The sequence below is a fragment of the Micrococcus sp. iso_229 genome, from assembly GCF_058072725.1.
This window is the reverse complement of the sequence record NZ_CM176514.1, coordinates 804,980-817,553: the sequence shown is the minus strand read 5'-3', so window position 1 is coordinate 817,553 and position 12,574 is coordinate 804,980. Positions and strand designations below refer to the sequence as shown.

Genomic DNA, 12,574 nt, shown 5'->3' with positions numbered 1-12,574 from the left:
GTCGCTGCGTGACGGGGCGGAGGCGTCCGGACTCGACCGAGCCGGAGGGGGTCCCGCACGCCGGCCGTGCGCAGCACGGGATGGATCGCGGCGGGGTTCCGGCCGACGGCGCACGGTGCGTCCGGCCGTCACTGGCCCGGGCACCGGAGACCCGGGCCGCGCGAGGCGGTGGGGTCAGCCGTGGTGGAGTGATTCCACCCTAACACCGTCCACGGCCACGCACGGCACCAGCACGCGCCAGGCGGCCGCCCCGTCCGCCGTCAGAGCACGCGCCGCCTCCGCGGCGTGCTCGGCCGCCTGGACGCCGTCGCACAGCGCGAGCACCGTGGGACCTGCGCCGGAGACGACGGCGGCATGGCCGCGCCCGCGCAGCCCCGCGACCAGTGCGGAGCTGGCCGGCATGGTCACGGCGCGCGGCTCCTGATGCAGCCAGTCCCGCGTGGCGGCCAGCAGCAGCGCGGGGTCCTCCGCCAGCGCGTGGACGAGCAGCGCGGCACGGCCGGCCTGGGCCGCCGCCACCGCGTGGGGCACCTCGGCGGGCAGCACGCCCCGGGCGACGTGGGTGGACAGCTCGATGTCCGGGATCGCGACCACCGGCACCACGCGCTCGTGCAGCCGCAGCGGCGCCGTGGCCGGGCCGGGCACGTCGTCACGGGTCCAGGAGACGGTGGCCCCGCCCACGAGCGCGGGGGCGACGTTGTCCGGGTGCCCCTCGAAGCGGGTGGCCGCCTCGAGCAGGTCCGCGGGCGCCCGGCGCAGCGCGGCCGGCAGCAGGGCCTCCGCCGCGGCGTAGGCCGCGACGACGGCGGCCGCGGACGAGCCGAGCCCGCGGGCGTGCGGGATCCGGTTCACGGCGCGCAGGTGCAGCCCCGGCGCGGTGAACCCGCGGTCCCGCAGGTGCTCGTGCGCCAGGCGCAGGATCAGGTGCGCGCCGTCCCGCGGCAGGGTGGCCGCGCCCTCCCCCTCGACCTCCGCGACGTCGGGGCCCGCCACGACCGTGAGCGTCACCTCGTCGCGCAGCTCCAGGGCCAGGCCCATCGAGTCGAAGCCGGGGCCGAGGTTGGCGGAGGTGGCGGGGACGGAGACGGACGCGGCGGTCCCGGGCGCCAGCGGCTGCGGTGCGGCCATGGCTCAGCTCAGGCCGAGCGCCTGGGCGACGGTGACCACGTCGAACGGCACCGAGCGCGGGGTCACGTCGGCGCCGTCGGCGCCGCGCAGGGCCCACTGCGGGTCCTTGAGGCCGTGGCCGGTGACGGTGATGACCCAGCTCTTGCCGGTCGGCACGTTCCCGGCGGCGTGGTGCTTGAGCAGCCCGGCGACGCCGGCGGCGGAGGCGGGCTCGACGAACACGCCCTCCTTCGCGGAGAGCCAGCGGTGGGCCTCGAGGATCTCCTCGTCCGTGACGGAGTCGATCATGCCGCCGGACTCGTCGCGGGCGGCCTCGGCCTGCTCCCACGAGGCCGGGTTGCCGATCCGGATGGCGGTGGCGATCGTGTCCGGGTCGGTCACGGGGTGGCCCTGGACGATCGGGGCGGCGCCCGCGGCCTGGAAGCCCCACATCACGGGGGTCTTCGTGGCCACCGCGGGCAGCTCGGCGTCCGAGGCGCCCTCGTGCGGGTTCACGTAGGGGGCGGCGTACTCGCGGTAGCCCTTCCAGTACGCGGTGATGTTGCCGGCGTTGCCCACGGGCAGCAGGTGGTAGTCCGGGGCGTCGCCGAGGGTGTCCACGACCTCGAATGCGCCGGTCTTCTGCCCCTCGATGCGGGCCGGGTTGACGGAGTTCACGAGGAACACGGGGTAGTTCTCGGCGAGCTTGCGGGCCACCTCGAGGCAGTCGTCGAAGTTGCCCTGCACCTGGAGGATCTCCGCGCCGTGGGCCACGGCCTGGGACATCTTGCCCATCGAGATCTTCCCCTCGGGCACGAGCACGGCGCACGTGATCCCGGCCTGCGCGGCGTAGGCCGCCGCCGAGGCGGACGTATTGCCGGTGGATGCGCAGACGACGGCCTTCGCGCCGTCCGCGACGGCGGCGGTGATCGCCATGGTCATGCCGCGGTCCTTGAAGGAGCCGGTCGGGTTCATGCCCTCGAACTTCACGTGCACGGTGCCCTGCACCAGCTCGGAGAGGTGGGGGGCGTGGATGAGCGGGGTGCCGCCCTCGCCGAGGGTGATCACGCGCGTGTCCTCGGTGACGGGCAGGCGGTCGGCGTACTCGCGGACGACGCCGCGCCACTGGTGGGCCATGGGTCAGTTCCCTTCGACTCGGAGGACGGACGCGACCTCGTGGACGACGTCCAGGGCGGCGAGCGCCTCGACGGTGGCGTCGAGGTCGCGCTGCCGCGCACGGTGGGTGATCAGCCGCAGGGACGCGCCGGGGGCGTCCTCGCGCTCGGACGGGACCTGGCGCAGCGTCTCGATGGAGACGCCGTGCTCCTCGAACACCCCGGCGACGCGGCGCAGCACGCCGGGCTGGTCCGCCGCGCGCAGCACGACCATGAAGGAGGTGTGGGCCTCGGCCGGGTCCAGGGCGGGCAGGGCGGTGACGGGGGTGCGCAGGCGTGCCGGGCCGCCGCGCACGATGCGCTGGGCGATCGAGACGACGTCGCCCATCACCGCGGACGCGGTGGGGGCGCCGCCGGCGCCGGGACCGTAGAACATGAGCTCGCCGGCGTTCTCGGCCTCCACGAAGACGGCGTTGAACGCCCCGCGCACGGAGGCCAGCGGGTGCTCCCGCGGCAGCAGGGTGGGGTGCACGCGCAGGACCGCGCCCTCGGCGCCGTCGGCGGCGCGGCCGCGCTCGGCGATCGCCAGCAGCTTGATGACGTAGCCCGCCTCCGCGGCGGCGGCGTTGTCCTCCGCCGTGATCGCGGTGATGCCCGCGACGGCCACCTGGTCCAGGGTGTACGGCGCGCCGAACGCGATGGTCGCCAGGATCGCGGCCTTCGCGGCGGCGTCGTGGCCCTCGACGTCGGCGGTCGGGTCGGCCTCGGCGTAGCCGAGCCGCTGGGCCTCGGCGAGGGCGTCGTCGAAGTCCGCCCCTTCGGAGTCCATCCGGTCGAGGATGAAGTTGGTGGTGCCGTTGGCGATGCCCATCACGCGGGTGACGCGGTCGCCGCCCAGGGAGTCGCGCAGCGGGCGCAGGATCGGGATGGCGCCGGCGACGGCGGCCTCGAAGCTGAGCTGCGCGCCGGTGGCGGCGGCCGCGGCGTACAGCTCCTCGCCGTGCTGGGCCAGCAGCGCCTTGTTGCCGGTCACCACGGACGTGCCGGCGGCCAGGGCGCGCAGGATCAGGGTGCGGGCCGGCTCGATGCCGCCCATCAGCTCGATGACGACGTCGGCGCCGTCCACGAGCGCCTCGGCGTCGGTGGTGTAGAGCGCCGGGTCCGCCTGCCAGTCGCGCGTCGCGCCCGTGTCCCGCACCGCGATGCCCGTGAGCTCGAGGTCGGCGCCCACGCGGTCCCGCAGGATGTCGGCGTCCTCGGTGAGGATCCGGGCGGTCTGGGACCCCACGGTCCCGCCGCCCAGCAGGGCGACCTTGAGTGCGGTGGGGGCGTCGGTGTGCTGGGGCATGGTCCTCCGTGATCCAGGGTGGGGTCGGGCCCGCGCGACCGCGCGGCCCGGCTGGCCTCGAATCTAGCGTGGCGCCCCGGCCCGTCCCACCGCGCGACACTCGGTGTCCGCAGAGCGGGACGGACCCACCCGGGCCCGAGGCCGACGGCCGGGGGCGGGCGCCCGCATCCTCAGCGGGCGAGGCGCGGATCGGCCTCGCGGGCGAACAGGTCCTCCTGCGTCTCGCGACGGATGATCACCCGCGCCTGCCCGCCGGACACCGCGACGACGGCCGGGCGGGCCAGCGCGTTGTAGTTCGAGGACATCACGTGCGTGTACGCGCCCGTGGCCGGCACGGCCAACAGGTCGCCGCGGCCCAGGTCGGCCGGCAGGTACACGTCGCGGACCAGGATGTCGCCGGACTCGCAGTGCTTGCCCACCACGCGGGAGAGCAGCGGCTCGGCCTCCGAGGTGCGGCGCGCGGAGACGGCGGTGTAGTCGGCGTCGTAGAGCACGGGACGCGGGTTGTCGGACATGCCGCCGTCCACGGCGACGTAGCGGCGGGCCGCGGTGCCGCCGTCGGGGGCGTCCACGTCCACGGTCTTGGTCACCCCGACCGTGTAGAGGGTCAGCCCCGCGGGGCCCGAGATGGCCCGCCCCGGTTCGAGGGAGATGCGCGGGCACGTCAGGCCGAGGCGCTCGACGGTCTTCTGGACGTCGTCGGCGAGGGCGTCGGCGATCTCCGCGGCCGGGCGCGGCTCGTCCACGGCCGTGTAGGCGATGCCGTGGCCGCCGCCGAGGTCGAGCTCGGCCAGCTCCACCCCGTGCTCGGCCTTGACCTCGGCGAGGAACTCGAGCACGCGTCCGGCCGCCAGCCCGAAGCCCTCGGCCTCGAAGATCTGGGACCCGATGTGGCAGTGCACGCCCAGCAGCTCGATCGACTCGGCGGCCAGGGCCGCGGCCACGGCGACGGCGGCCGGCGAGCGGCCGGCCACGTTGCCGTCCCGGTCGGTGGAGGCCGGGGCCAGGGAGAGCCCGAACTTCTGGTCCTCGTGCGCGGTGGCGATGAAGTCGTGGGTGTGCGCGTGCACGCCCGGGGTCAGCCGGAGCATCACGGGGGCGCGGCGACCGGCCTCGGACGCGAGCGCGGCCAGGTGGGTGAGCTCGTCGAGCGAGTCCACGATGATCCGACCCACGCCCGCCTCGAGGGCGGTGCGCAGCTCGGCGTCCGACTTGTTGTTGCCGTGGAGGCCGATGTGGGCCGGGTCGACGCCGGCGGCCAGCGCGATCGCCAGCTCGCCGCCGGAGGCGGTGTCCACGCGCAGGCCCTCCTCGGCCGCCCAGCGGGCGGTGGAGAGGGTGAGCATGGACTTGCCGGCGTAGTAGACGTCCGCTCCCCCGCACAGGTCGGCGAAGGCGGCGTCGAAGCCCTCGCGGAACGCGCGGGCGCGGGCGCGGAAGTCGTCCTCGTCCACCACGAGCAGCGGCGTGCCGAACTCCGCGGCGAGCGCGCTCGCGCGCAGGCCCTGGACGGTGAGCTCGCCGTCGGCGGCGCGGTCCACGCCGGCGGCCCACAGGCCGGGCACGAGCGCGTCCGGGTCCCCCGGCGCGGGAAGCCAGGCGGGCGCGAGCGGGGAGGCGGGGGCGGGCTGCGGCGTCGTCATCTGGGCGCTCACATCTTCTCCGGGGCGGACACGCCGAGCAGGCCGAGGCCGTTGGCCAGCACCTGGGCGGTGGCGTCGTTGAGCCACAGGCGGGTGCGGTTGAGGGTCTCCACGGGACGCGGCGTGCCGTCGTCGGTGGGCATGGGCACGATCCGGCAGGCGGCGTACCACGAGTGGTAGGCCCCGGCGATCACCTCGAGGTGGCGGGCCACGCGGTGCGGCTCGCGCAGGCGCGCCGCCGCGCCGACGACGGCCGGGAACTCCGCCAGCTGGGCCAGCAGCTCCGACTCGGTGGCGTGGGTGAGCAGGGCGGCGTCGAACTCGGAGCGGTCCACGCCGTGGGCCTGCGCGGTGCGCGCCGCGCCCGAGGCGCGGGCGTGGGCGTACTGCACGTAGTAGACGGGGTTGTCGTTCGTGGCGGAGCGCAGCAGCTCGGGGTCGATCGTCAGGGGCGAGTCCGCGGGGTAGCGGGCCAGGTCGTAGCGCAGGGCGTCGCGGCCGAGCCACTCCACGAGGTCCTTGAGCTCGATGATGTTGCCGGCGCGCTTGGAGAGCTTCGCGCCGTTGACCGAGATGAGCTGGCCGATGAGGATCTCGATGTTCGTCGCCGGGTCGTCGCCGGCGGCGGCGGCGATCGCCTTGAGGCGGTTCACGTAGCCGTGGTGGTCGGCGCCGAGCAGGTACACCTTCTCCTCGAAGCCGCGGTCGCGCTTGTGGAGGTAGTAGGCGGCGTCGGCGGCGAAGTAGGTGGGCTCGCCGTTGGCGCGGATGAGCACGCGGTCCTTGTCGTCGCCGAAGTCGGTGGTCTTGAGCCACACGGCGCCCTCGCGGTCCTCGATGTGGCCCTGCTCGCGCAGCCGCTGCACGGCCTGTTCGATCGCGCCGGAGTCGTGGAGCGTCTGCTCCGAGGTGAACACGTCGAAGTGCACGTCGAAGGCGGCGAGCGTGTCCTTGATGTCCTGCATCTGGAGCCGGTACGCGGCCTCGCGGACCACCGGGCGGGCGGCCTCGTCCGTCAGCTCGCGCACGTCCGGGTGCTCGAGGGCGACGGCGTCGGCCAGCTCCTGCACGTACGCGCCGGGGTAGCCGCCCGCGGGGACGTCGCGGCCGTGCAGGCGGGCGAGGACCGAGTCGGCGAACACGTTCATCTGGTTGCCGGCGTCGTTGACGTAGTACTCGGCGGTGACGTCCGCGCCCGAGGCGCGCAGCAGGCGGGCGATCGCGTCGCCCAGCGCGGCCCAGCGGGTGTGGCCGATGTGCAGCGGGCCGGTGGGGTTGGCGGAGACGAACTCCATGTTCACGGTGTGCCCGGCCAGGGCGTCGTTGCGGCCGTACTCCGGGCCGGCCTCGACGATCTCGCGGGCCAGGGCGCCGGCCGAGGCCGCGTCCAGGGTGACGTTGAGGAAGCCGGGGCCGGCGACGTCGACGGCGGCGATGCCCGGCTTCCCGGTCAGGCGCTCGGCCACGAGCCCGGCGAGGTCGCGCGGGGCCATCCCGGCCTTCTTGCCCAGCTGGAGGGCGACGTTGGTGGCCCAGTCGCCGTGCTCGCGGCTGCGGGGTCGCTCCACCTTCACGCGCGCGGGGGTGATCTCCCCCCGCAGCTCGGCGGGGAGGTCACCGGCATCGACGGCGTCGGTGAGGACAGCGGACAGCAGGGCGGAGAGGTCTTCGGGCTTCACCCGCCCAAGTCTACGGAAGGGCCGCCGCGCCCGTGCGCGTGCGAACGAACCCTGCGAGATGGCCCCCTCCGGCCCGCGGTGAGGGCCCTTTCGCAGGGTTCGTCGGGGTGGGGGGTCAGGCGGGCCAGGCGGCGAGGCCGCCGGCGAGGGACAGGACGCGCCCGCCGGCGCTCGGGTCGGCACCGACGACGGCGTCCCGCGCCCGGGCCGAGCGGGCTCCGGCGGCGCAGTAGACCACCAGGACGCGGTCCTGCCCGGGCGCATGGGCCGCCGGCTCCGCGAGGACGGCCTCGAGCGGGACGTGCCGATCGGCCACCGCCGCGGGGGCCTCGACCCGGCGCAGGCGGCGTTCCCAGTCCTCGCGGACGTCGAGCAGGGTCAGGGACGCGGCCCGGGCGGGGTCGGCGAGCAGGGCGGCCAGCGCGGTGGGGGCGATCTCCCCGCCCGCGGCGCCGCAGGCCTCCGCCGAGCCGGGGGCGCCGGCGTCGTCCGGGCGGGGGGCCTGGGCCGCGTGGGCGGACAGGTCCGTCACGGGGGGCCGCTCGGGGTCGGCCACGAGCCGCAGCTCACGGAAGCGCATCGTCAGGGCGTCCACGGAGAGCAGCCGCCCGGCCAGGGTCTCGCCCACCCCGGAGAGCAGCTTGATCGCCTCGGCCGCCATGAGGGAGCCGACGATCCCCGGCAGCACCCCGAGCACCCCGGCCTGCGCGCACGAGGGCACCTCGCCGGGTTCGGGCCGCTCCGGGAACACGTCCCGGTACAGCGGCCCGCCCGGGGCGAACACGCTCACCTGCCCCGCGAACCGCAGGATGGCGCCCCACACCACGGGCACGCCGGCGATCTCGCACGCATCGGCCACGAGGTAGCGGGTCGCGTAGTTGTCCGTGCCGTCGAGCACGAGGTCCACGGCGCCGACCCGCTCGAGCGCGTTGGCGGCGGTCAGGCGTTCGCGATGCTCGACCACGCGCACCTCGGGGTGCAGGCCGCGCATCGTCGCGGCGGCGGAGGCGGTCTTGGGGCGGCCGAGGTCCGCCTCGGCGTGGATCACCTGGCGGTGCAGGTTGGAGCGGTCCACCACGTCGTCGTCGATCACGTGGACCTCCCCCACGCCCGCCGCGGCGAGGTAGGTCAGCACGGGCGCCCCGAGGCCGCCGGCGCCGACCACGAGGACGCGGGAGCGCAGCAGCGCCAGCTGGGCCTCGGGGCCGAAGCCGTCCAGGCTCAGGTGGCGGGCGAAGCGCTGCAGCTGGGTGTCGGACAGTGCGGTGAGGTCGCGGGGATCGCGGGCGGCGGAGCCCAGGGCGGCGGTCACCGCTCGTCCTCCTCGGCCGTGACCCGCCCGGCCATCGGCGAGGAGGCCAGGGCGTGCTCGCGGCGCGGGATGCGCCCGGCACGGCGGGCGTGGAAGCCCGCCTCGAGCGCGAGCCGGCACGCGTGGGCCATGCGGGCGGGCTCGGCGGCGCGCGTGATCGCGGAGGCGGCGAGCACGGCGTCGCAGCCGGCCTCCATCGCCAGGGCGACGTCCGAGGCCGTGCCCACGCCGGCGTCGAGCACGATCGGCACGGAGGCGCGCGAGACGATCAGCTCCAGGTGTGCGCGGTTGAGGATGCCCAGCCCCGAGCCGATCGGCGACCCCAGCGGCATGACGGCGGCGGCGCCGGCCTGCTCGAGGCGCAGCGCCATGGCGGGGTCGTCCGACGTGTAGGCCAGGACGGTGAAGCCGTCGGCGGCGAGCCGCTCGGTGGCCTCGAGGGTCTCGACGACGTCGGGCAGCAGGGTGCGCTCGTCGGCGATGACCTCGACCTTCACGAGCTCGGTCTCGAGCGCCTCGCGGCCGAGCCGGGCGGTGAGCACGGCGTCCCGGGCGGTGTAGCAGCCGGCGGTGTTGGGCAGCACGTCGATGCCGAGGCGGTCCAGCAGCGCGACCAGGCCGTCACGGGTGTCCGCGGACCAGCGGCGCAGCGCCACGGTGGTGAGCGTGGTGCCGGAGGCGACGAGGGCGCCCTCGAGGGCGGTGAGGTCGGTGATGCCGCCCGTGCCCATGATGAGCCGGGAGGCCAGGTCGTAGCCGCCGATCCGCAGCGGCGGGATCGCGGGGGCGGCGGGCGGGGTGCGGTGCTCGGCCATCGCTCAGCCCCCCTGCACCGCGGTGACGACGTCGACCTCGTCCCCGGCGGCCAGCTCCCGGGTGGCCCAGGCCGACCGGGGCACGACCTCGCCGCCGACCGCCACGGCCACGCCGAGCCGCCGCCCGTCCGCGGCGGCGCCGTCGTCGCCGACCGCGCGCCCGGTGACGTGCGCGACGACGTCGCGGACGGTGGCCGCGGCCAGCTCGGCGGGCTCTCCGTTGAGGGTCAGGGTGAGGGTGCTCATGCGATCTCCTTCAGGCGGGCGTGCAGCAGCTCGAGGATCCGCCCGGCCGCCCAGGGGGCGAGCAGGATCCCGTGACGGTGGAAGCCGGTGGCGACGACGGCGCCCGGGGCCTCGGGCACGGTGAGCACGCGCGGGGCGTCGTCGGGGGTGCCGGGGCGGGCGGCGGTGGTGATCTCGACGAGCTCGCACTCGCGGACGGCGGGCAGGATCGCGGCGGCGTCGGCGAGCAGGTCCAGCACCGCCCCGGCGGAGGTGCCGGCCAGGCCGTCCTCGCGGGCCGAGGCGCCGACCACGAGGGTGCCGTCCGCGCGGGGCACGAGGTAGACCTGGCGCCCGTGGACGAGGCCGCGGACGGTGCGGGTGATCAGGTGCGACTCCCCCGGCAGCAGCTGCTCGGGGCGCACCCGCAGGCGCAGCACGTCGCCGTGGACGGGGCGCAGCGGGACCTCGACGGCGGTGGCCGCGCCGCCGATCCCGCGGTGGCCCAGGCCCGCGGCGAGGACCGCGCCGTCGGCGGTGAGGACGTCCCCGTCGGCCAGCGTGAGGCGCACTCCCTCGCCCTCCGGGTCGGCGGCGGTGACGCGTCCGGCCAGGAACCGGGCGACGGGTCCGGCGCCGGCCGGGAGCGGGCCGCCGTCGGGCCCGGTCTCGGCGTGCAGGGCGGCGACGCAGGCGGCGGCGAGCCGTCGCGGGTCCACCTGATGGTCGTCCGGGGCGTCGAAGCCGGCGGCCAGGCCCGGGGTCAGGGCGGGCTCGGCGCGGCGCAGCGCGCGGACGGAGACGGGCTCGACCCGGCGGCCGAGGATCGAGGCGTGCTCGAGCACGTGGTCCCACGCGCGGGCATCGGAGGGGTCCGCGGCCACGATCCAGGCGCCCTGTGCGAGGAAGCCCGTCTCGACGCCGGTGAAGGCGGCGAGCAGGTCCACGAGCGCCGGGTAGGCCTCCCAGCCGGCCTGCAGCAGCGGGGCGAGGTCGTCCTGGCTGAACTGGGTCTCGGCGAGCGGGGCGAGCATCCCCGCCGCGGCGTGGGTGGCCCCGGCCACGGCGTGCGGGCGCCCGGCGGTGTCCAGCTCGGGGGCGATCAGGGTGACGGCGTGGCCTGCGGCGCGCAGACGCACGGCGGCGGTGAGGCCGATGATCCCGGCCCCGACGACGGCCACGTGCACGGACCGGTCCTCCTCACGGCGGCATGACCCGCATCGAGTGGTGATGGTCGGCCGCGCCGGCGCGGTGCGCCCCTGCGGCCCTCTCAGCCCGGCGTGTGCGGCCCGGGCTCCCATGGAACTGCGGCCAGTCTGCCACAGTGGGCGCATGCACTCCCCCGATCCGCTCCTGATGGCCGCGGCCGACCACGACGACGGCGACACCGGCGCGGGCCGCCGCGCCCGCCTCGCCGCCTCCCGGCTGTACGTCTGCACCGACCTGCAGCGGTTCCTGCGCCCGGACGGCACGCTCGACACGGCCGCGTTCGCTCACTTCTGCGCGGCGGCGTTCCGCGGCGGAGTGGACCTGATCCAGGTGCGGGACAAGGCCGTGGACGTGGCGGTCGAGCTGGCCGCGTTCGCCGTGCTCGTCCCGCTGGCCCGGGAGCACGGGGCGCTCTCGGCCGCCAACGATCGCGCCGACGTCGCCGCCCTGGCCGGGGTGGACGTGTTCCACACGGGCCAGACCGACCTGACCACCGCACAGTGCCGCGCCCTGCTGGGCCCGGACACGGTGCTCGGCCGCTCGTGCCACACCGAGGCGCAGGTGCGCGCCGCCCGCGCGGAGGACGGCCTGGACTACTTCTGCACGGGGCCGGTGTGGGCGACGCCCACGAAGCCGGGCCGGGCCGCCGTCGGACTGGAGCTGCCCTCCCTCGCCGCGCGCCTGGACGCCGAGGACCCGGCGGGGGCGCGACCCTGGTTCGCCATCGGCGGCGTCGACGCGGACCGGCTGCCCGAGGTCCGCGCGGCCGGGGCGGAACGGATCGTGGTGGTCCGCGCCGTGACGCAGGCCGAGGACCCCGAGGCCGCGGCCCGGACCCTGCGCGCGGGCCTGCCCGGCTGACGCGCCCCGCGGGGAGGTCACGGACGGGCCGTCCTGATGGTGTAGAGTCGACGAGTCCGCAACGCGCTCGACGCGTCGCGACCCCCGCCTCCGTAGCTCAGGGGATAGAGCGTCTGCCTCCGGAGCAGAAGGCCGCAGGTTCGAATCCTGCCGGGGGCACGAGCGAACAGAGCCGGACCCCCGTGGCGACACGGGGGTCCGGCTCTTCCGCGTTCTGCGGCCCCGGGCGCTTGAGCGGAGCGGGAGGTCCGGGTCACCGGCATTCGAGGCGGGAAATCGACCTCATGGGACGTCCCGCGGTGCGCATTCGCCGGATTTCCCGCCACGAACGTGTCGAAGCCCGGAGGTCCCGCGCACATCAGCCCCGCTGCGCGTGACCGTGGTCCACGGGCCCGTGCCACGTCGGCCGCGAGGCGTCCCCGACCGCGAGCGCCTCCCCCGCCCGCATCGCGTCGGCCAGCCACGGCTTGGCCCGCTCGATCGCGTCCTCCCAGCTCAGGCCCGCGCCGGCCAGCGTGGCCAGGGCCGAGGAGAGGGTGCAGCCGGTGCCGTGCGAGGCGCGGGTCGCCACGCGCGGGCCGCGCACCTCGTGCACGGCCCCGTCCACGCGCACGACGGCGTCCGGCACCTCCGCCGCTGCGGCCTCGTCCAGGTGCCCGCCCTTGAGCAGCACCGTCACGTCGTGCTCGGCGGCCAGGCCCCGCGCCGCGTCGAGGGCGGCGTCCCAGTCCGTCGCGTCCCGTCCGGTCAGCCGGGCCAGCTCGGGCAGGTTGGGGGTCACCAGGTGCGCCGCCCGCAGCAGCCGGGACCACGCGGCGCGCCCGTCGTCGTCGCCCACCGCGGTGAGAGCGTCCCCGCTCGAGGCCACCATGACCGGGTCCAGCACGACGACGGCGGGCAGGGTCTCCTCGAGCCAGCCGGCGACGGCCCGCATGAGCTCCACCGTGCCGAGCATGCCGATCTTCACGGCGTCCACGGCGATGTCGGCGGCGACCGAGTCGAGCTGGGCACGCACCACGTCCACCGGCAGCGGGTGGACGGCCTGCACGCCCTGCGTGTTCTGGGCGGTGATCGCGGTGATCGCGGTCATCCCGTAGCCGCCCCACGCGGCGATGGTCTTCAGGTCGGCCTGGACACCCGCGCCGCCGCCGGAGTCGGAGCCGGCGATGCTGAGCACGCGGGGGACGGCGGGGGTCATGCGGGGCTCCTTCGGGTCGGGGCGGATCGGCCGCCCGGGCCGGGCCGATCCCGCCCATGAGA

Annotated in this window: 11 protein-coding genes and 1 tRNA gene; 2 read left to right on the top strand and 10 right to left on the bottom strand. The window is 76.3% G+C overall.

All coding sequences use genetic code 11. The annotated features are described in order from the left end of the window. Window positions 1–174: 174 nt before the first annotated feature. The 9 genes from thrB to AC3RKA_RS03760 form a co-directional block, all read right to left on the bottom strand. Entirely contained in the window at window positions 175–1,128 is a 954-nt protein-coding gene (gene thrB / locus AC3RKA_RS03800) for a homoserine kinase (protein ID WP_002857278.1), read from the bottom strand. Window positions 1,129–1,131: 3 nt separating this feature from the next. After that, window positions 1,132–2,244 (bottom strand): threonine synthase, encoded by a 1,113-nt coding sequence (gene thrC, locus AC3RKA_RS03795; RefSeq protein WP_002857280.1) that lies wholly within the window; start codon window positions 2,242–2,244, stop codon window positions 1,132–1,134. Window positions 2,245–2,247: 3 nt separating this feature from the next. Further along, window positions 2,248–3,570 carry a homoserine dehydrogenase gene (locus AC3RKA_RS03790; protein ID WP_002857281.1) on the bottom strand — a complete coding sequence of 441 codons (1,323 nt, stop codon included), beginning with the start codon at window positions 3,568–3,570 and terminating at the stop codon, window positions 2,248–2,250. A gap of 170 nt (window positions 3,571–3,740) precedes the next feature. Then, window positions 3,741–5,213 carry a diaminopimelate decarboxylase gene (gene lysA, locus AC3RKA_RS03785; RefSeq protein WP_036335016.1) on the bottom strand — a complete coding sequence of 491 codons (1,473 nt, stop codon included), beginning with the start codon at window positions 5,211–5,213 and terminating at the stop codon, window positions 3,741–3,743. 8 nt (window positions 5,214–5,221) lie between these two features. Continuing rightward, complete coding sequence (argS, locus tag AC3RKA_RS03780; RefSeq protein WP_002857285.1) at window positions 5,222–6,892, bottom strand: arginine--tRNA ligase; 1,671 nt, start codon at window positions 6,890–6,892, stop codon at window positions 5,222–5,224. Window positions 6,893–7,007: 115 nt separating this feature from the next. Next, on the bottom strand, window positions 7,008–8,204 hold the full coding sequence (gene moeB, locus AC3RKA_RS03775; protein WP_004167633.1) for a molybdopterin-synthase adenylyltransferase MoeB: 1,197 nt from the start codon (window positions 8,202–8,204) through the stop codon (window positions 7,008–7,010). Continuing rightward, a complete protein-coding gene (locus AC3RKA_RS03770; RefSeq protein WP_004167634.1) occupies window positions 8,201–9,019 on the bottom strand; it encodes a thiazole synthase in 819 nt (272 codons plus the stop codon). Before AC3RKA_RS03770 ends, moeB begins: the two co-directional genes overlap by 4 nt. Window positions 9,020–9,022: 3 nt before the next feature. Beyond that, a complete protein-coding gene (gene thiS / locus AC3RKA_RS03765) occupies window positions 9,023–9,265 on the bottom strand; it encodes a sulfur carrier protein ThiS (protein WP_004167635.1) in 243 nt (80 codons plus the stop codon). Next, entirely contained in the window at window positions 9,262–10,431 is a 1,170-nt protein-coding gene (locus tag AC3RKA_RS03760; protein ID WP_004167636.1) for an FAD-dependent oxidoreductase, read from the bottom strand. The genes thiS and AC3RKA_RS03760 overlap by 4 nt, the downstream gene beginning before the upstream one ends. Before the next feature lie 145 nt (window positions 10,432–10,576). Between AC3RKA_RS03760 and thiE the strand changes: the two genes are divergently transcribed. Further along, a complete protein-coding gene (gene thiE, locus AC3RKA_RS03755; protein ID WP_004167637.1) occupies window positions 10,577–11,314 on the top strand; it encodes a thiamine phosphate synthase in 738 nt (245 codons plus the stop codon). Between the two features lie 86 nt (window positions 11,315–11,400). Further along, window positions 11,401–11,473: transfer RNA gene (locus AC3RKA_RS03750), tRNA-Arg, on the top strand. A gap of 199 nt (window positions 11,474–11,672) precedes the next feature. Here the strand turns inward: AC3RKA_RS03750 and thiD are convergent. Further along, on the bottom strand, window positions 11,673–12,512 hold the full coding sequence (thiD, locus tag AC3RKA_RS03745; protein WP_489727517.1) for a bifunctional hydroxymethylpyrimidine kinase/phosphomethylpyrimidine kinase: 840 nt from the start codon (window positions 12,510–12,512) through the stop codon (window positions 11,673–11,675). Window positions 12,513–12,574 lie beyond the last annotated feature (62 nt).

Coding starts and splice junctions, on each gene's coding strand:
- thrB (WP_002857278.1), bottom strand. CDS start 1,128: ATGGCCGCACCGCAGCCGCTGGCGCCCGGGACCGCCGCGTCCGTCTCC.
- thrC (WP_002857280.1), bottom strand. CDS start 2,244: ATGGCCCACCAGTGGCGCGGCGTCGTCCGCGAGTACGCCGACCGCCTG.
- AC3RKA_RS03790 (WP_002857281.1), bottom strand. CDS start 3,570: ATGCCCCAGCACACCGACGCCCCCACCGCACTCAAGGTCGCCCTGCTG.
- lysA (WP_036335016.1), bottom strand. CDS start 5,213: ATGACGACGCCGCAGCCCGCCCCCGCCTCCCCGCTCGCGCCCGCCTGG.
- AC3RKA_RS03770 (WP_004167634.1), bottom strand. CDS start 9,019: ATGGCCGAGCACCGCACCCCGCCCGCCGCCCCCGCGATCCCGCCGCTG.
- thiS (WP_004167635.1), bottom strand. CDS start 9,265: ATGAGCACCCTCACCCTGACCCTCAACGGAGAGCCCGCCGAGCTGGCC.
- thiE (WP_004167637.1), top strand. CDS start 10,577: ATGCACTCCCCCGATCCGCTCCTGATGGCCGCGGCCGACCACGACGAC.
- thiD (WP_489727517.1), bottom strand. CDS start 12,512: ATGACCCCCGCCGTCCCCCGCGTGCTCAGCATCGCCGGCTCCGACTCC.